Origin of the sequence: Nonomuraea sp. NPDC050227, assembly GCF_044459705.1 — a bacterium.
Taxonomy (GTDB): Bacteria; Actinomycetota; Actinomycetes; order Streptosporangiales; family Streptosporangiaceae; genus Nonomuraea.
Map to the genome: position 1 here is coordinate 1 of NZ_JBITJF010000003.1, position 16432 is coordinate 16432.

Below are 16432 nucleotides of genomic sequence, written 5' to 3' on the forward strand. Positions count from 1 at the left end.
AACCAGTCGAACGACTCGGTCTGCAGAGCGAGAAGATCAGGAACTTCGAGGGGCTCCTGGATGCGCGCGAAAGAGACGCGACGGGGACCAGCGGGCACGGCGGAGGCGTTGAGCGAGGCTGCCAACAGTTGTCCTTCCGGAGGGCACGGACGGAATCGAACTGCGCGCACGCCAAACGCCCGGACCGAAATCCGGGGCGTCGAAGGGCGGCGCGAGGCAGCAGCATAACTCAACTGAGAAACGAATGTCCACACTTACTATAAGTGTCAACCTCGGTGCCGCCTTCAGCTTTTCACAACAGGGCGCGCTCGTCAACTCCAAACGCCCGTCGCCGCCCTGCCGGCCCCGAAGGTCGTGCCGGGCCCGCGCGGTGGCGCGGGCCCGGGTCCGGGCGGTCAGCGTTCGCTGGAGGCCGCGCGGTAGTGCAGGTCCTGCACGTACGGCGTCGCGGTGATCGGGTACGGCGAGACCACCTTGGCCGCCGTCGCCGACCCCCTGGTGACGGTCGCCGACGCGGCCCCCGCCTTCAGCGGGAACGTCCTGGCCGACACGCCGGCGGGCGCGTCGTAGCTCTGCGTCGCGCCGCCGACGGTCACCGACACCTTGGCCGCCGCCGTCAGCATGGTGAGCACCTCGACGGTGTCACGCGCGGCCGTGCTGCCGCCGCGCAGCTTCATGAGCTTGGTCTGCGCGAAGGACGGCTGGGCCGCGACCGGCTGGACCCGGTGGGTCAGGTACGCCGCGTCGTTCGTGATCTTCGGGCAGCCGAGCTTGTGGCAGGTCAGGTAGTAGGCGTTGATGTCCAGGTACGTCCAGCCGGCGTTCCTGGACGGCGCGAACTGGGTGTTCTCGGAGTAGTCGTTCCAGGTGGTGAGCTGGACCCAGTCGGCCTTGCCGTCGATGGCGCCCTTCCACGTCGCCCGCAGGTTCTCGGTGTTGCCCGCCTCGTCGAAGACGCCCTGGTTGGGGCGTTCGTCCTGGATCGACACCGGCTGCATCCAGATCTTGCCCATGCCGTGCGCGCGGTCGATGTTGCCGCCCAGGGCGGCGTTGGCGGCGGGGTTGCGGTTGCCCCAGTTGGAGAAGCCGTAGCTGATCGAGGCGAAGGCGTCCCGGTACTTGTTGAAGTCGAGGAAGCAGGGCACCAGCGCCACCTTGACGCCGTGCTCGGTCTCCATCGTCTTCATCCAGGCCGCCCACCAGGCGGCGGTGCGCCCCTCGGCCTTGAACGGCGCCACCACCAGACGGTCGTCGGCGAGCCGGTAGACCGACGTCGAGGCGGCCAGCTTCGCCATCGCGGCGGCGAACGCGGCGCTGTCCACCGAGGCCAGGCCGTTCGTGTCCGGCATCAGCACGATCTTGAACCCGGGGTCCACGGCCTCGGCGGCCTTGATCAGGTTCTGCACCCGCGTCCAGTGGGCGCTGGTGATCGACAGGATGTCGACGGTGAAACCGTCCAGGCCGGCCGCGATGGCCTGCCTGACCTCGGTCTTGAAGTCGGCCAGCGCGTAGTCGCCGCTGATCGGGTCGCGTCCGACCGGCCGGTCGCGCAGCAGGCCGCCGTAGGCGGCGTGCTTGCCGCTCTCGCCGTCCGGCTTGAGGTAGTTCCTGGCGTAGTAGTCGCCGGCCGGGGCCTGGTTGTCCAGCGACACCGGGTACGGCGTGAAGTAGTGCGCGAACACCTTCTTGGCCGACCCGCGCAGGGCCGCCTTCCCCGGCAGCACGAACGGCAGCGGCCCGTCGGTCTGGCCGCCGCCCTCGGTGTAGGTGACCGTGAGCTTCGGGCCGCGGTTCCCGGTCTCGCGCGAGGACATCAGCACGGTGGCGGCGTCGTCGTCGCCGGTGAGGGCGAAGGCGTACGTGCCGTCGCCCTCGACGGCGGCGGACACGTCCAGCTTGACCGTCGTCCCGGCGGTGAAACCGGTGTGCGAGGCGACGGGCGCGGCCCCGAGCTCGGGGCGGGTGTTCCAGGTCGTGGCCGCCTCGGTCCAGGAACCCGTCACGGGACGGACCGACACGGTGGTGTCCGTCGTCCTGGCCGGGACGACGTCCAGGGTGACCTTGACGTCCTCGGCGTCCGCCGGGATCCCGGTGACTTTGAAGCGGGTCAGGCCGACCCGCCGGCCCGCGGCGGCGCTGCCGCACGCGGCTCCGCAGACGCTCATCCAGGTCGCGGTCCCGAAGCTCTTGGCCGGCTCGGCCTGGCTGATGAACACGTCGTCCGTGGCGGCGAACGTCACGGTGAGGGGTGCGGCGAGGGGTGCGGTGAGGGGTGCGGTGAGGGGTGCGACGGCGGACGCCTGCGCGGGCGCCGCCGCGCCGGCGGGCGCGGCCGCACCCGCCAGCGCGGTGAGCATCGCCACCGCGACCGGCAGGGCCCGATATCGGTTGAGCATGGAACTCCCTTGGCTTTCGGTACGCCTCCGCAGCAGCGGAGCCGCGTTGCATCGCCAACGATGGAGCAAGATCGAGTCCCCGGCCAGGACTTCCGGATAAATCCCCCATTTGGAACGATGCTATTTTCGGCCCCTCGATACGTCATTGCGGTCAGACGGCCAGTCTCCGGACGGTCCCCTGGTCGGGCATGGCGCGCAAGCCGCGACTCGGGCAAGATGGACCAGCCCTTTTCTGTCTCCGCTTGGCCTGCGCGCACGACCGGGTCGATGTCATCATGGGCACACGGTGTGTGATTTCGGGTAGGAGGGATCGATGTCCGAGCCTTCCCCCGGCGCTGCCGCAAGCTGGCCGATCAGCCGGGACCTCGCGGCGCTGCGGGAGCTCGTCCGCCGTCACGCGCTCCAGGCCGGGCTCGCCTCCCAGCGCGGTGACGACCTCGCGCTCGCCGCCAACGAGGCGGTCACCAACGTCCTCGACCACGCGGGCGGGGCCGGCTGGGTGCACATCTGGGCCGACGACGACTTCCTCACCGTCGACGTCGGCGACCACGCGGGCCGCCTAGGGCCCGACGCCTGCCCCGACGCCCGTCCCCAGATCGGGCCGGGCGGTTACGGCCTGTGGGTGATGCGCCGCCTGTGCGACGAGTTCGTCATCACCCAGACCGGCGCCTCCTCCCAGGTCCGCCTCCGCATGGCCCGCGTCCGCCCCACCGGCCCCTGACCCGACAGCGGGCCGGACGGGCGACCGGCCGCCCCGGTCAGGCGCTCTCGCCCACGCTGCGCCGGTGCCATTCGGCCAGCTCGACCAGCAGCCCGTCGGCCGCGCCGCCGAACATCGCGGCCAGTTCCTCCGCGTCGTCGACCACCACCACGTGGTCCAGCAGGTCCGCGCGCAGCCGGGCCGCCCTCGGGTCGCCGGCGCCGTCCGGGTCGAAGGCGGTGGCGGCCAGGAACAGGCCGCCGACGCCGGCCAGCGCCGCGGTCTGGCGGGCCTGCGTGCCGAGCACCGTCGCCGCGTCGGCCGGCACGGCGGGCAGCGCCGGCCGCCCGTCGCGCAGCAGCAACGTCAGCGGACGGGCGGGCACCTGCTCCCCCGCCTCGCCCGCCGGCACGTGGGCGCTCCCGTCGGCGTGCCGCGCCGCGTGCCGGGGACGCCCCCAGGGCAGGCCGTCGGCCTCGTCCTGCGCACTCGCGCGCGTGAACAGGCCGCCGTCGGCGTCGACGACGAGGTCCCCAGGCTGCCACTGCTCGCCATCAAGCGGAATGTGCGCATTCGTCATGCCTGAACGCTACGCCCTGGTTGCGACAAATCTTCGTGGCGTGCGGAGGCGCGAGCTGGGCATCTGTCAGGACATGGCGCAGGCGCAGGATTGGGGCAGGCCGCGGGTGGCGGTGTCGAGCTGTCTGCTCGGCGAGCCGGTACGGCACAACGGCGGGCACAGCCGGGCCCGTTTCCTGACGCAGGAGCTGGCGCCGTTCGTGGACTGGGTGCCGATCTGCCCCGAGATGGAGATCGGCCTCGGCGCGCCCCGCGAGACGCTGCGCCTGGAGCGTTCGCCCGCCGGCCCGCGCCTGATGACCCGGCAGAGCCGCCGCGACCTCACCTCCGCGATGGACGAGCTGGCCGCCGAACGTTCCCCGGCCCTGGCGGCCGACGGTTACGTGTTCAAGGCCAAGAGCCCGAGCTGCGGCATCCACGGCATCCCGCTGTACGCCGGTGACCACGCGGTGACCCGCGACAACCGGGGCCTGTTCGCCGACGCGGTGATCGAGGGCCACCCGCTGCTGCCCGTCGAGGACGAGGGGCGGCTCAACGACGCCGTCCTGCGGGAGGCGTTCGTCGAGCGCATCTTCGCCCACGCGCGGCTGCGCGAGCTGCTGGAGGGCGACTGGCGGCCGCGCGACCTGGTCGCCTTCCAGGCCAGGCACAAGATGCAGCTGCTGGCCCACTCCACCGAGGGCTACCGCGAGACCGGCCGCCTGGTCGCCGCCGCAGGCGTCCGGCCGCGCGAGGAGCTGGCCGAGGAGTACGGCACGGCGTTCCGGCGGGCGATGGCGGTCAAGGCGTCGATCGGGCGCAACGTCAACGTGCTGCAGCACTGCCTCGGCATGCTCGGCGACGAGCTCGACCCGGTGCGCCGCGCCGACCTGGTCGAGGTCATCGGCTCGTACGCGGCGCACCGGGTGGCGCTGAGCGTGCCGCTGACGTTGCTGCGCCACCACGCCCGCGGCGAGGCGGCCACCTACGTCCAGGACCAGACGTACTTCTCCCCCTACCCGGAGGAGCTGGGCCTGCGCAACCACGTGGTGTGACCCCGCCGCGCCGGGCGAGCCGGCGCGGCGGGGGACGCGCCTACGTGGGGCTGGGCTCGGTCGGCAGCGGGCCGTCCGGCTCGGGAGCGGCGGACGCGCGCGGCGGCACATGGTGCACCCGCGCCGAGCCGATCTCGAAGTACAGCCCCACCAGCGTCAGCTGCCCGGCCCTGACCTGCTCGTCGACCTTGCGGTAGGTCCGCAGGTTCTCCAGCTGCTGCTGGATGTTGAGCCGGCACAGCGCGTCGAGGGCGGCGTCCTCGGCGGAGGCGTCGTGGCCGCCCTCGCCGAGCCGGTCGAGGCTGGGATGGCCGTGCCGGAGCCAGCGGCTCAGCTGCGGCAGGCCCTCGGTGGTCGCCGGGCCCTTCAGCAGCGCCGCCATCGCGCCGCAGCCGGAGTGGCCGCAGACGGTGATGGTGTGCACGCTCAGCACGCCGGTGGCGTACTCGATGGCGGCGGCCACCGAGTCGTCGTGCGGCTCGGAGCCGGCGCACGGCACGAGGTTGCCGATGTTGCGGACCGTGAACAGGTCGCCGGGCCCGCTGGAGGTGATCAGGCTGGGCACGACCCGCGAGTCGGCGCAGGTGATGAACAGGTGCGAGGGGCGCTGCTGGGTGGCGAGCTGGGTGAAGATGGGCCGCAGCAGCGGGGCCGTGCGCTTGTGGAACTCGTCCGCGCCCTGGGCCAGGCGGCACTCGATCGCCGCCGTGGCCGACAGCGGACGGCCGCGGTGGGTCCACGGCAGCCACCAGCGGCCGGGCGCCTTGGGCGGGCTCTTGGCCGGGAACATGCGTCCGCCGCTGGCCGCCATCGTGTACCACTCGTCGTGCAGCTCGTCGATCGTGACGGTGCCGCCCAGGCGCTCGTGGTCCAGCCGCCAGGAGTGGATCGCGTCGAAGGCGGCGTTGTCCATGAAGTCGATGTTCAGGTCGAGGTCGACGGCGACGCCTGGCGGGATGGCGCGCAGCTCCTGGGTCAGCCGGGGCACGCCCAGGAAGGTGAGCGAGCCGGAGACCGTCGCGTGCATGGCCCCGCCGGGTTCCTGCCGCTTGTCCACGGTCACCCGGGTCAGCCGCCGCAGCGCCAGCAGCGCGGCCAGCGCCAGCCCGGCCAGGACGCCCTCGGCCAGCCCGACCAGGATCACGCCGGACATGGTCATGACGTAGACGGGCACCTCGTTGTGGCCGTGGACCTTCCTGAGGTGACCGAGGCTGATGGTCTTGATGCCGATGAAGACCAGCAGCGCGGCCAGCGCCTCCATCGGGATCAGCTTGATCGTCCAGCCCAGGCAGAGGGCGAACAGCAGCACCCAGACGCCGTGCAGGATCGCCGACCAGCGGGTGCGGGCGCCCGCCTGGATGTTGGTGGTGCTGCGCACGATCACGCCGGCGACCGGGAGCCCGCCGAGCACGCCGCTCACCATGTTGGCCACGCCCTGGCCGGTCAGCTCGCGGTCGAGGTCGGAGCGCGGGCCGGTGTGCATGCTGTCGGTGGCCACGCAGCACAGCAGCGACTCCGCCCCGGCCACCAGCGCCACCAGCAGCACGCCCATGGCGATGTGCTGCCAGTCGCCGGCCGGCAGCACCGGCGGCGCCCACGCGGTGATCGCGCCGGACAGGTCGATGCGGGTGACGTTCCAGCCGAACACCGCGGCGGTGACGGCGGCGGCGAGCAGCGCGGCCAGCGGCGCGGGGATCATCCGGACGTGCTTGGGCATCCGGCTCCAGGCCAGCAGGACCGTGATGGTGAGGATGCCGACCATGACCTTGTGGCCGTGCAGGTCCATGATCTGGCTGGGCAGCTCGGCCAGGTTGGCCCACGGCGACTGCTCGGGGCTGCCGCCGAGGACGACGTGCAGCTGGGCGAGCGCGATGATGATGCCGACGCCGGCCAGCATGCCGTGGACGACCGCGGGCGAGACCGCGAGCGCGGCCCGCGCCGCCTTGAACGCGCCGAGCAGCACCTGCAGGCCGCCGGCCATGATCGTGATCAGGCAGGTGGCGCGCCAGCCGTAGGTCTGCACGAGACCGGCGATCACCACCGTCAGGCTTGCGGTCGGGCCGCTGACCTGCACCACCGAGCCGCCCAGGCGGCCGGCGACGATGCCGCCGACCGCGGCGGCGACGAGCCCGGCGGCCAGCGGCGCGCCCGCGGCCAGGGCGACGCCGAGTGAGAGTGGCACCGCGACGAGGAACACCACCAGCGATGCCGGCACATCGTGTCTGAGAGTACGCATGATGCTACTCTCCGTAGTTATATTCATGCGGCACACCTTAGTGCCAGATCAACCCCACGTCGGACGACGGTAAAACGCGCCGGACATGTCCCTGCTGTCCGGCGCGCCGCCCTGCCGCTCCGCCCTACCGCGCGGCGTCCTCGCAACTCACCGTGACCAGGGCGAAGAACACGTGGGTGCGGGCGTCCTGGGAGACCACCGACTCGAACACCTCGCAGTCCGTGAACCCGTGGCTCAGCGCGTCGCGGCGGGCGTCGGACTCGGCGCCGGCGAGCGCGACGTTCTCGGCGAGGTCACGGCCGAAGCCGTCGAACAGCGTGCCCGTGGCGGCGGTGGCGGGCGTGGCGGCGCCCGCCAGGACGGCGGCCCCGGAACCGGCCAGGACCGCCGCGCACAGCACCGCCGGCAGCTTTCTTCTCAGGTACGTCATGATCTCCCCCTGGGTCGGGACGGGTGGGCCTGCACCCGTTGGGGCGTTCCAGGCCGTTCCATCCCGCGCCGTGGCTAGGAGGAGGCGCTGGGGATCTTCAGGGGGTCACGCGGGGCCTCGGCCTTGGCCTTGGCCATCTCCTCGCCCAGCTCCTGCAGCCGGTTGCGCCCCATGGACTCGCGCACCTGCGGGAACCACTCCTTCTCCTCCTCCTCGACGTGGTGGCGGACGTTCTCCATGAGCACCGTCATCTTGGCGTCGTAGCGCTCGTCGGCCGGGTCGAGGTCCTTCAGCTCCGACAACATCCACACGACGACGTGGTGCTCCTCGACGCTCTCCAGGATGTGGTCGGTGGTGTCGGGGGTGCCCGAGCGGGCGGCCGGGTAGAAGATCTTCTCCTCGATGTAGGTGTGCGCGGTCAGCTCCTCGATGACCTGCGCGACGATCTTCTGCTTGGTCTTGTGGGCGTCCTGGCCCGCCTTCTCGAACTCCTTGAACAGCTTCTCCACGGTCTTGTGGTCCTCTTTGAGCAGCACGATCGCGTCCATGGACGGCCTCCCTGGGGTCGGGACGCCCGGCGGGACGAGGGATGCCGGGCGTCGGGTCCGCCCCAGGTACCCCGAGGTCAGGCGCTCACACCCGGCGCGTTCAGTGACGTTCCTGACGGGGCAGCACCACGTGGTTGACGATCACCTGGACGGCGGCGGCGACCGGGATGGCCAGCAGGGCGCCCACCACGCCGAGCAGGGCGCCGCCGATGAGGGCGGCCACGATCGTGGCGGCGGCCGGCACGTCCACGGACGACTTCATCACCTTGGGCGCGATCAGGTAGTTCTCGATCTGCTGGTAGACGACGAAGAAGATCAGGGTGGCGATGGCCACCGGGAGCGAGGCGAACAGCGCGACCAGCGTGGCGATGCCCGCGCCGATGAACGCGCCGATGAGCGGGATGAGGTCGGTGAGGGCCACGATGATCGCCAGGGCCAGCGCGTACGGCACGCCCGCGATCGACAGGAAGACGAACGTGGTCACGCCCGCGATCAGCGAGATGATCAGGTTGCCGGCCACGTAGCCGCCGACCCGGTTGAGAATCTCGTCGCCGAGCAGCCGGGCCCGGTCCCTGCGGCTCCTCGGGATCAGCCGGTAGCCGGTGCGCGTGATGGAGCGCAGCGCGCCCAGGAAGTACAGGGTGAGGATGAGCACGGTCAGCGTGGAGAACACGGCGCTGACCACGATCGAGGCGATGCCGAGCAGCCCGCCGAACACCTGCCGGCCGAGGTCGCCGCTGGTCAGGTACGTCTGCAGGCGTTCCAGGAGCTGGTAGCGCTGGTCCAGGTCGCGGATCTGCGGGTTGTTCTGCAACTGCTGGATGTAGGTGGGCAGCTGCTCGGCGAACTGTCCCGCCTGCTCCGACAGCGCCGGGATGATCGCCATGGCGAACCCGGCGAACAGCACGATCACCGCCGTGAACACCGCGGTGATCGCCGCCCAGCGCGGCAGGCCGTGCTCCTCCAGCCATCGCACGGCGGGATCCAGGCCGACGGCCAGGAACAACGACACGATGATCAGCAGGAGCATCGAGGCGCTGGCGGTGAGCGCCTGGACCAGCAGCCAGGCGGTCAGCACGCCGAGCGCGGCGGTGAACCCGAAGACGAAGGGCGTGCTGCCGAACGGGCGTCCGGGCCTGCCGAAGGGCAGCCCCGTCGTCTCCGGGCGGGGGCCGGAGGCGTGGCCGTCGCGGGCGGCCGCGGACGCCGCGCCGGGTTCGCCCGGCGGGGCGGCGGAAGTGAACTGATCACCAGACATGGGGGCTCCTGAACCTGAGAAACCCCCTTCTCTGCCCGGCCGCGGCGAGGTCTATCGTCGCCGCCGCCCCTCGTGTCCCGGACGCGGCCGCCGGGCTGCGCGCGCCCGGCGATCAGGGCGCTGACCTGCGCCGTTTCGCCGTACCTGGCAGGGGGTAGGCCGCACATCCCGGGGGCGGCGGGCTCACCGGCCGGCCGGTGCCCCCGTCGCGGGGGCCGGGCAGGACACGAGCCAAGGAAGAACGGCATGGGGGAACCGCAGCAGGTGCAGGTCGAGATCCTCGACCAGGTCGCCATCGAGGACCTGATCGGGAAGGTGGAGGACGTCGCCAGGCAGCCGGGCGCGGCCGACCGGGTGGCCCGGTGGCGGGCCGAGCACGGCGCCGAGCACGCCACGCCGCAGGCCCGCTCGTTCGTCGTCGTGGGCCCGACGTTGATGTTCCTGCACCCGTGCCCCGACGGCGTCGTCCTGCCGTTCGCCGCGTACCCGGACGGGACGGTGAAGGTCTACACCGATCCCGAGCACGCCGGTCTGAGCTTCTACCGCGACTCCGGCGGGTAGGCGGGTCCGGCATGGGGGCCGGTCAAGGGGGTACATCGTGGTTGCGGTCAACCCCCCGCAGGCGGCGCTCGTGCGAGCGGGCCCGCGCTGTGGCCTCGTCACCGGCCTCACACCACACGAAGGCACGAACATGAGGACATCACCACGGGGCCCGCGCGCGATGCTGCTGCCCTTCCTGTCGGCCCTGTGCGTGCTGGCGCTGCTGCCGGCCTGCAACCCGGGGCAGCGGGAGTCGCCCCTTCCGCAGGGCACGGCCCGGGAGGGGCTGGTCGACGGGCAGGTGGGGGCGATGCGGCTGTTGCACGTCCACATCCTGGCCCCGTCCGTGGAACAGCAGAAGCCGGGCGACGACCTCGGCCTCTACCTGACGCTGGTCAACGAGAGCGACCAGCCCCAGAAGCTCGACGGCGTCAGCACCGTGCACGCCAGGAAGGTCGTCTACCGGGCGGGGCCGGGTGCGGCGCAGGAGGAGGTCAACGTGACCGTCCCGGCCCGCTCGACCGTCTCGCTGCAGGAGGGGCAGAGCCGTCCGCACCTGGAGATCCTCGACATCGACCGCCCGCTCGGGGCCACGCCGATCGACGTCACCTTCCGCCTGACCACCGGCACGACCACCCTGCGCATCCCGGTGCTGCCGCTGGAGCGGGGCGCCGGCACCCCCGTCCCGGGCCACAGCTGAGGCCACCGGAAGCGCGGACGGACGGCGGTCAGGAATCGAGAAGCGTCGTCCGGACCGGCGGAACTAGCGTGACCGGCATGGACATCACCATCCACTCCAGCTACCTCCCCCACGACGACCCGGACGCCTCCCTCGCCTTCTACCGCGACGCCCTCGGCTTCGAGGTGCGCGGCGACGTCGGCTACGACGGGAAACGCTGGATCACGGTCGGCCCCGCGGGCCAGCCCGGCACGTCGATCGTGCTCCAGCCGCCGGTCCCCGACGGCTGCGGCATCACCGAGGACGAGCGCCGCACCATCGTCGAGATGATGGCCAAGGGCACCTTCGCCGGCATCAACCTGTCGACCGACGACCTCGACGCCGTCTTCGACCGGCTGGCGGCGAACGGCGCGGAGATCGTCCAGGAGCCGGCCGAGCAGCCGTACGGGGTGCGCGACTGCGCCGTGCGGGACCCGGCGGGCAACCTGATCCGCATCAACCAGCGACCCTGAGCCGGGCAAGGTCAGGAGCGGGCCGGGTCGAGGAACCGGCGCGCGCCGCGCAGCCTGGTGCGCAGCAGCCGCTGGGTGGCGGCGCAGTCGAGGCGCACGTCGAGCGGGCCGGGCACGCCCGAGTCCGCGCGCCGGCCCGCCGGGAGCCGGGCCGGGTCGAGCCCGTCGCGGCGGGCGACGAGCAGGCCCAGCTCGTACCGGCTCACCGCGTCGGCCCCGGCGACGTGGCGGACGCCGGGCGGCCCTTCGGCGGCCAGCTCCAGCAGGGCCGCGGCGAGGTCGGCGACGTGCACCGGGCATCGCACGTCGTCGGTGAACAGCACGCCCTGCCTCGTGCCGGTGGCCAGGGCGTGCACCAGCGCCTCGTGCGACGAGCCGCCGTCGCCGATGATCAGCGACGTCCTGGCGATCACCGCGTCCGGCGCGACCGCGGCCACGACGGTCTCGGCGGCCGCCTTGGCCGCGCCGTACGGGGTGATCGGGTCGGGGAGGCACGTCTCGTCGTAACGGACCGCCGCGCCGGAGAAGACCGTGTCGCTGGAGACGTGCACCAGGCGGCTGCCCGCCGCGGCGGCGGCCAGGGCGACGTTCGCGGCGCCGGTGGCCGTGGTCGCCCAGTCGTGCTGCCGGAAGGCGGCGTTGACCACCGCCGCTGGCCGGACCGCGGCGACCAGCGCCTCGACCTCGGCGCGCCGGCGCACGTCGAGCGGCGCCCAGGTGACGCCGGCCGCCTCCCCCGGGCGGGTGTGGCAGGTCGCGGTCACCTCGTGCCCGGCCGCCACGCCCTGCCGGACGAGCTCGGCGCCCAGGAAGCCGCTGCCGCCGACCACGAGCAGCCTCATGCGGACGTGCCGCCGACGTAGGCCGCCAGGTGCTGGCCGGTCAGGGTGGAGCGGGCGGCGACGAGGTCGGCGGGGGTGCCCTCGAAGACGACCCGGCCGCCGTCGTGACCGGCTCCGGGGCCGAGGTCGACGATCCAGTCGGCGTGTGCCATGACCGCCTGGTGGTGCTCGATGACGATCACCGACTTGCCGCCGTCGACCAGTCGGTCCAGCAGGCCGAGCAGCTGCTCGACGTCGGCGAGGTGCAGGCCGGTGGTGGGCTCGTCGAGCACGTAGACGTCGCCGCTCTTCTCGGCCATCTGGGTGGCCAGCTTGAGCCGCTGCCGCTCGCCGCCGGACAGCGTGGTGAGCGGCTGGCCGAGGCTGAGGTAGCCGAGCCCGACGTCGGCGAGCCGGCCGAGGATGGCGTGCGCGGCCGGGGTGCGCGCCTCGCCCGCGCCGAAGAACTCCTCGGCCTCGGTCACCGGCATCGCCAGCACCTCGCTGATGTTCCGGCCGCCCAGGCGGTACTCCAGCACCTCGGCCTGGAAGCGCCTGCCCTCGCACTCGTCGCAGACGGTGGCGACGCCGGCCATCACGCCCAGGTCGGTGTAGAGGACGCCGGCGCCGTTGCAGTTGGGGCAGGCGCCCTCGGAGTTGGCGCTGAACAGGGCCGGCTTGACGCCGTTGGCCTTGGCGAACGCCTTGCGGATGGGGTCGAGCAGGCCGGTGTAGGTCGCCGGGTTGCTCCGCCGCGAGCCGCGGATCGGGCTCTGGTCGATCGACACCACGCCCGCGCCGGCCGGTATGGACCCGTGCACCAGCGAGCTCTTGCCGGAGCCGGCCACGCCGGTGACGACGACCAGCACCCCGAGCGGGATGTCGACGTCCACGTCACGAAGATTGTGCTTGTTCGCCCCGCGGATCTCCAGGGCGCCGGTGGGCTTGCGCACGTCGTCCTTCAGGCGGGCCCGGTCGTCGAGGTGGCGGCCGGTGACGGTGCCGCTGGCCCGCAGCCCCTCGACGGTGCCCTCGAAGCAGACCGTGCCGCCCTCCGTGCCGGCGCCGGGGCCGAGATCCACGACGTGGTCGGCGATGGCGATGGCCTCCGGCTTGTGCTCGACGACGAGCACGGTGTTGCCCTTGTCGCGCAGCCTGACCAGCAGGCCGTTCATCCGCTGGATGTCGTGGGGGTGCAGGCCGATGGTGGGCTCGTCGAAGACGTAGGTGGTGTCGGTGAGGGAGGAGCCGAGGTGGCGGATCATCTTGACGCGCTGCGCCTCGCCGCCCGACAGCGTGCCGGCCGGCCGGTCGAGCGACAGGTAGCCCAGCCCGATCTCGACGAAGGAGTCGAGCGTACGGCCCAGCGTGGTCAGCAGCGGGGCCACGGACGGCTGGTCGAGGGCGCGGATCCACTCGGCCAGGTCGGTGATCTGCATCCGGCACGCGTCGGCGATGCTGACGCCGTCGATCTTCGAGGACCGGGCCTCCGGGCTGAGCCGGGTGCCGTCGCACTCGGGGCAGGTGGTGAAGGTGACCGCCCGCTCGACGAAGGCGCGGATGTGCGGCTGCATGCCCTCCTTGTCCTTCGACAGGAAGGTCTTCTGGATCTTCGGGATCAGGCCCTCGTAGGTGAGGTTGACGCCCTCGACCTTGACCTTGGTCGGCTCCCGGTGGAGGAAGTCCCGCATCTCCTGCTCGGTGAAGTCGCGGATCGGCTTGTGGGGGTCGAGCAGCCCCGACTCGGCGTAGACGCGCACGGTCCAGAAGCTGTCGGACTTCCAGCCGGGGATGGTGAAGGCGCCGTCGGCCAGCGACTTGGAGTCGTCGTAGAGCTGGGTGAGGTCGATGTCGGAGACCGTGCCGCGGCCCTCGCACTTGGGGCACATGCCGCCCAGGCGGGTGAAGCTCTGCCGGACCGTCTTGCTGGAGCCGCGCTCGACGGTGATCGCGCCGCTGGCGCGGACCGAGGGCACGTTGAAGGAGTAGGCGTTGGGCGAGCCGATGTGCGGCCGGCCGAGCCGGCTGAACAGGATGCGCAGCATGGCGTTGGCGTCGGTGGCGGTGCCGACGGTGGAGCGGGGGTCGGCGCCCATCCGCTGCTGGTCGACGATGATCGCGGTGGTCAGCCCCTCCAGGACGTCGACCTCGGGCCGCGCCAGCGTCGGCATGAACCCCTGGACGAACGTGCTGTAGGTCTCGTTGATCAGCCGCTGCGACTCGGCGGCGATGGTGGCGAACACCAGCGAGCTCTTGCCCGACCCGGACACGCCGGTGAACACCGTCAGCCGGCGCTTGGGGAGCTCGACGCTGATGTCCTTGAGGTTGTTCTCGCGCGCGCCGTGGACGCGGATCAGATCGTGGCTGTCGGCGATCTGCCGCTCGGGCGGCGTGTGCGTGCTCATCGTCTCTCCATCTCTCGCGCGGGCCCCCGTAGGCGTCGCCGGGCCGAATCCGGCCGGCCACGCGGGTACGGCCTCACGTTAATGCCGGTCGCGGGGTGGATGCTTCTCCGATCCTGACCGGGTGGGCGCCAGCCCCCGCGCCAGCACGTCGAACGCCAGGTCGAGCGCCGCGACGTGGTCGGGAAGCACGTCGGCGGCCCGTTCCCCGGCCAGTTGGCGGGCCGCGGTGGCCAGGAAGGCCGAGCGGAAGGCGCCGACGAGCAGCGCCGCGGTCAACCGGCCGGGCAGCCCCTCGCCGGACTCGTCGATCAGGGCCGCGAGCACGGCCTCCAGCTCGTCGGCGATCTCCCTGGCGCGCGCCCGCAGCGCCGCGGAGCCGGCCACCACCCGGAAGAAGTGCACGAACCGGTCGTCGACCCCGCCGAGCGGGTGGCCCTCGCGCGCGTGCCGGACGAGCATGTCCCGCAGCGCGGACAGCACCGGCTCGCCCGCCCGGCGGCCCCGGACGGTGCCGGTGACCAGGTCGACCAGCTCGGGGACGCGGTCGAAGAAGATGTCCTCCTTGCGGGGGAAGTAGTTGAACACCGTCACCTTGGAGACGTCCGCCGCCTCGGCGATCTCGCCGATGGTCACCTCGTCGAAGCCGCGTTCGTAGAACAACATCGAGCCGTGGTCGGAGATGCGCCTGCGGGTCTCGGCCTTCTTGCGTTCGCGGAGCGATGGAGTCTCTTTCACGAAAAAAGTGTATCGCACTTAAAATTTAGTCGGGTATAGTTTTCGCCATGGACTACGACGTGATCATTTCCGGTGGCGGCCCCGTCGGCCTGATGCTCGCCTGCGAGCTGCGGCTGCACGACGTGCGCGTGGCGGTGCTGGAGCGGCTGACCGACATCGACCAGACGGTCAAGGCCGGCTCGATCAACACGCCCACCGCCGAGGCCTTCTACCGGCGCGGGCTGCTCCCGGTGCTGGAGGAGGCCCAGGCCGAGACCATGAAGGCGGTCCAGGCGTTCATGGCCCAGCGGGGCGGCGCGGCGGCGGCCGGGCAGCCCAAGATGTCGGCCTTCGCCGGGCATTTCGCCGGGCTGTGGCTGCTGACCGACCGGGTGGACGAGAGCGACCCCGACTTCGCCGACCGCGGGCCGGCCGCCCGCCTGAGCGGCATCCGGCAGCAGGACATCGAGCGGGTGCTCGGCGAACGGGCCGCCGAGCTCGGCGCGGACGTGCTGCGCGGCGTGGAGCTGACCGGCTTCGAGCCCTCCGCCGACGGAGTGGTCGTGCGGGCCGGCGAGCGGGAGTTCCGCTGCGGGTGGCTGGTGGGCTGCGACGGCGGCCGCAGCACCGTGCGCCGCCTGGCCGGCTTCGACTTCCCCGGCACGCCCCCGCAGATCACCGGCCACCAGGCTGTCGTGACGATGGAGGGCGCCGAAGGGCTCGGCACCGGCTGGACGCACACCGACACCGGCACCTACGCCAACGGGCCGACCCCCGGCCGCATCCTGACCGTGGAGTTCGACGGGCCGCCGGAGGACCGCACCGCGCCGGTCACCGCCGAGGAGCTGCAGGCCAGCCTGCGGGCCGTCTCCGGCGTGGACGTCACCGTCACCGGCGTCAGGACGGCCACCCGCTTCACCGACAACGCCCGCCAGGCCACCACCTACCGGCTCGGCCGGGTCCTGCTGGCCGGCGACGCGGCGCACGTCCACTCGCCCTTCGGCGGTCAGGGGCTCAACCTGGGCATCGGCGACGCCGTCAACCTCGGCTGGAAGCTGGCCGCCGTCGTCCGGGGCCGCTCGCCCGAGGCGCTGCTGGACACCTACACCGCCGAGCGCCACCCCATCGGCGCGTGGGTGCTCGACTGGACCCGCGCCCAGGTGGAGCTCATGCGGCCCGAGGCCCGCTCCCGGGCGCTGCGGGCCGTCGTGTCCGACCTGATCGACACCACCGCGGGCACCACGTACTTCGTCAAGCGGCTCTCCGGCGTCTGGCACCGCTACGAGCTGCCCGGCGGCCACCCGCTGGTCGGCCGGAGCGTCCCCGACCTGGAGCTGGCCGACGGCACCCGGGTCGGCGACCACCTGCACGAGGGGCGCGGGCTGCTGCTGGACCTCGGGGCCGGTCTGGCGGCCGACCCGCGGGTGCCGGTGCTGGCGGCCAAGCCGGCGGACGTCCGCGACTTCGGCGGCCTGCTGGTCCGGCCGGACGGCGTCGTCGCCTGGGCCGGCGACGCGCCGGACGCCGCGCTGGAGGAGGCGCTGGCCGCCTGGTTCTGACCGCCTGGTTCTGAGCGCGCC

Annotated in this window: 15 protein-coding genes; 6 read left to right on the top strand and 9 right to left on the bottom strand. The window is 72.5% G+C overall.

Going from position 1 to position 16432, the window contains the following annotated elements:
- Nucleotides 1-395 precede the first annotated feature (395 nt).
- Nucleotides 396-2396: an endo-1,3-alpha-glucanase family glycosylhydrolase gene (locus ACIBK9_RS12405; protein WP_397157599.1), complete on the bottom strand. Its 2001-nt coding sequence runs from the start codon at nucleotides 2394-2396 to the stop codon at nucleotides 396-398.
- A 313-nt stretch (nucleotides 2397-2709) separates the two neighbouring features.
- On the opposite strand from ACIBK9_RS12405, the gene ACIBK9_RS12410 reads away from it, so the two are divergent.
- Nucleotides 2710-3117, top strand: coding sequence for an ATP-binding protein (locus ACIBK9_RS12410; RefSeq protein WP_397157601.1), 408 nt, complete (start codon nucleotides 2710-2712; stop codon nucleotides 3115-3117).
- 37 nt (nucleotides 3118-3154) lie between these two features.
- Here ACIBK9_RS12410 and ACIBK9_RS12415 read toward each other — a convergent pair whose 3' ends face one another.
- The gene (locus ACIBK9_RS12415) at nucleotides 3155-3676 is read right to left on the bottom strand and encodes a hypothetical protein (RefSeq protein ID WP_387683085.1); all 522 of its coding nucleotides are present in this window, start codon (nucleotides 3674-3676) and stop codon (nucleotides 3155-3157) included.
- 73 nt (nucleotides 3677-3749) lie between these two features.
- On the opposite strand from ACIBK9_RS12415, the gene ACIBK9_RS12420 reads away from it, so the two are divergent.
- Nucleotides 3750-4709: a YbgA family protein gene (locus tag ACIBK9_RS12420; protein ID WP_387683091.1), complete on the top strand. Its 960-nt coding sequence runs from the start codon at nucleotides 3750-3752 to the stop codon at nucleotides 4707-4709.
- A gap of 40 nt (nucleotides 4710-4749) precedes the next feature.
- Here the strand turns inward: ACIBK9_RS12420 and ACIBK9_RS12425 are convergent, their stop codons facing one another.
- The 4 genes from ACIBK9_RS12425 to ACIBK9_RS12440 form a co-directional block, all read right to left on the bottom strand.
- A complete protein-coding gene (locus tag ACIBK9_RS12425) occupies nucleotides 4750-6945 on the bottom strand; it encodes a SulP family inorganic anion transporter (RefSeq protein WP_397157604.1) in 2196 nt (731 codons plus the stop codon).
- A gap of 124 nt (nucleotides 6946-7069) precedes the next feature.
- Nucleotides 7070-7375 (bottom strand): hypothetical protein, encoded by a 306-nt coding sequence (locus tag ACIBK9_RS12430; protein ID WP_397157606.1) that lies wholly within the window; start codon nucleotides 7373-7375, stop codon nucleotides 7070-7072.
- 74 nt (nucleotides 7376-7449) lie between these two features.
- Nucleotides 7450-7923, bottom strand: coding sequence for a hemerythrin domain-containing protein (locus tag ACIBK9_RS12435; RefSeq protein ID WP_358297330.1), 474 nt, complete (start codon nucleotides 7921-7923; stop codon nucleotides 7450-7452).
- A 100-nt stretch (nucleotides 7924-8023) separates the two neighbouring features.
- The gene (locus tag ACIBK9_RS12440; RefSeq protein WP_387683079.1) at nucleotides 8024-9181 is read right to left on the bottom strand and encodes an AI-2E family transporter; all 1158 of its coding nucleotides are present in this window, start codon (nucleotides 9179-9181) and stop codon (nucleotides 8024-8026) included.
- A 246-nt stretch (nucleotides 9182-9427) separates the two neighbouring features.
- Between ACIBK9_RS12440 and ACIBK9_RS12445 the strand changes: the two genes are divergently transcribed.
- The 3 genes from ACIBK9_RS12445 (at nucleotide 9428) to ACIBK9_RS12455 (ending at nucleotide 10912) form a co-directional block, all read left to right on the top strand.
- Nucleotides 9428-9742, top strand: a complete 315-nt coding sequence (locus ACIBK9_RS12445) for a hypothetical protein (RefSeq protein WP_387683077.1) — start codon at nucleotides 9428-9430, stop codon at nucleotides 9740-9742.
- A 130-nt stretch (nucleotides 9743-9872) separates the two neighbouring features.
- Nucleotides 9873-10421 (top strand): copper chaperone PCu(A)C, encoded by a 549-nt coding sequence (locus tag ACIBK9_RS12450; RefSeq protein WP_397157609.1) that lies wholly within the window; start codon nucleotides 9873-9875, stop codon nucleotides 10419-10421.
- Between the two features lie 77 nt (nucleotides 10422-10498).
- On the top strand, nucleotides 10499-10912 hold the full coding sequence (locus tag ACIBK9_RS12455) for a VOC family protein (RefSeq protein WP_387683073.1): 414 nt from the start codon (nucleotides 10499-10501) through the stop codon (nucleotides 10910-10912).
- An 11-nt stretch (nucleotides 10913-10923) separates the two neighbouring features.
- Here the strand turns inward: ACIBK9_RS12455 and ACIBK9_RS12460 are convergent, their stop codons facing one another.
- The 3 genes from ACIBK9_RS12460 to ACIBK9_RS12470 form a co-directional block, all read right to left on the bottom strand.
- Nucleotides 10924-11754 (bottom strand): sugar nucleotide-binding protein, encoded by an 831-nt coding sequence (locus ACIBK9_RS12460; protein ID WP_397157611.1) that lies wholly within the window; start codon nucleotides 11752-11754, stop codon nucleotides 10924-10926.
- Nucleotides 11751-14138, bottom strand: a complete 2388-nt coding sequence (locus tag ACIBK9_RS12465) for an ATP-binding cassette domain-containing protein (RefSeq protein ID WP_397157613.1) — start codon at nucleotides 14136-14138, stop codon at nucleotides 11751-11753. The genes ACIBK9_RS12460 and ACIBK9_RS12465 overlap by 4 nt, the downstream gene beginning before the upstream one ends.
- A 78-nt stretch (nucleotides 14139-14216) precedes the next feature.
- Nucleotides 14217-14873, bottom strand: a complete 657-nt coding sequence (locus tag ACIBK9_RS12470) for a TetR family transcriptional regulator (RefSeq protein ID WP_358297351.1) — start codon at nucleotides 14871-14873, stop codon at nucleotides 14217-14219.
- Between the two features lie 47 nt (nucleotides 14874-14920).
- Here ACIBK9_RS12470 and ACIBK9_RS12475 point away from each other — a divergent pair, with 47 nt between their 5' ends.
- On the top strand, nucleotides 14921-16411 hold the full coding sequence (locus ACIBK9_RS12475) for an FAD-dependent oxidoreductase (RefSeq protein ID WP_397157615.1): 1491 nt from the start codon (nucleotides 14921-14923) through the stop codon (nucleotides 16409-16411).
- The last annotated feature ends 21 nt before the right edge of the window (nucleotides 16412-16432 follow it).

Coding starts and splice junctions, on each gene's coding strand:
- ACIBK9_RS12450 (WP_397157609.1), top strand. CDS start 9,873: ATGAGGACATCACCACGGGGCCCGCGCGCGATGCTGCTGCCCTTCCTG.
- ACIBK9_RS12425 (WP_397157604.1), bottom strand. CDS start 6,945: ATGCGTACTCTCAGACACGATGTGCCGGCATCGCTGGTGGTGTTCCTC.
- ACIBK9_RS12420 (WP_387683091.1), top strand. CDS start 3,750: ATGGCGCAGGCGCAGGATTGGGGCAGGCCGCGGGTGGCGGTGTCGAGC.
- ACIBK9_RS12430 (WP_397157606.1), bottom strand. CDS start 7,375: ATGACGTACCTGAGAAGAAAGCTGCCGGCGGTGCTGTGCGCGGCGGTC.
- ACIBK9_RS12440 (WP_387683079.1), bottom strand. CDS start 9,181: ATGTCTGGTGATCAGTTCACTTCCGCCGCCCCGCCGGGCGAACCCGGC.
- ACIBK9_RS12460 (WP_397157611.1), bottom strand. CDS start 11,754: ATGAGGCTGCTCGTGGTCGGCGGCAGCGGCTTCCTGGGCGCCGAGCTC.
- ACIBK9_RS12445 (WP_387683077.1), top strand. CDS start 9,428: ATGGGGGAACCGCAGCAGGTGCAGGTCGAGATCCTCGACCAGGTCGCC.
- ACIBK9_RS12410 (WP_397157601.1), top strand. CDS start 2,710: ATGTCCGAGCCTTCCCCCGGCGCTGCCGCAAGCTGGCCGATCAGCCGG.
- ACIBK9_RS12415 (WP_387683085.1), bottom strand. CDS start 3,676: ATGACGAATGCGCACATTCCGCTTGATGGCGAGCAGTGGCAGCCTGGG.
- ACIBK9_RS12435 (WP_358297330.1), bottom strand. CDS start 7,923: ATGGACGCGATCGTGCTGCTCAAAGAGGACCACAAGACCGTGGAGAAG.
- ACIBK9_RS12405 (WP_397157599.1), bottom strand. CDS start 2,396: ATGCTCAACCGATATCGGGCCCTGCCGGTCGCGGTGGCGATGCTCACC.
- ACIBK9_RS12475 (WP_397157615.1), top strand. CDS start 14,921: ATGGACTACGACGTGATCATTTCCGGTGGCGGCCCCGTCGGCCTGATG.
- ACIBK9_RS12465 (WP_397157613.1), bottom strand. CDS start 14,138: ATGAGCACGCACACGCCGCCCGAGCGGCAGATCGCCGACAGCCACGAT.
- ACIBK9_RS12455 (WP_387683073.1), top strand. CDS start 10,499: ATGGACATCACCATCCACTCCAGCTACCTCCCCCACGACGACCCGGAC.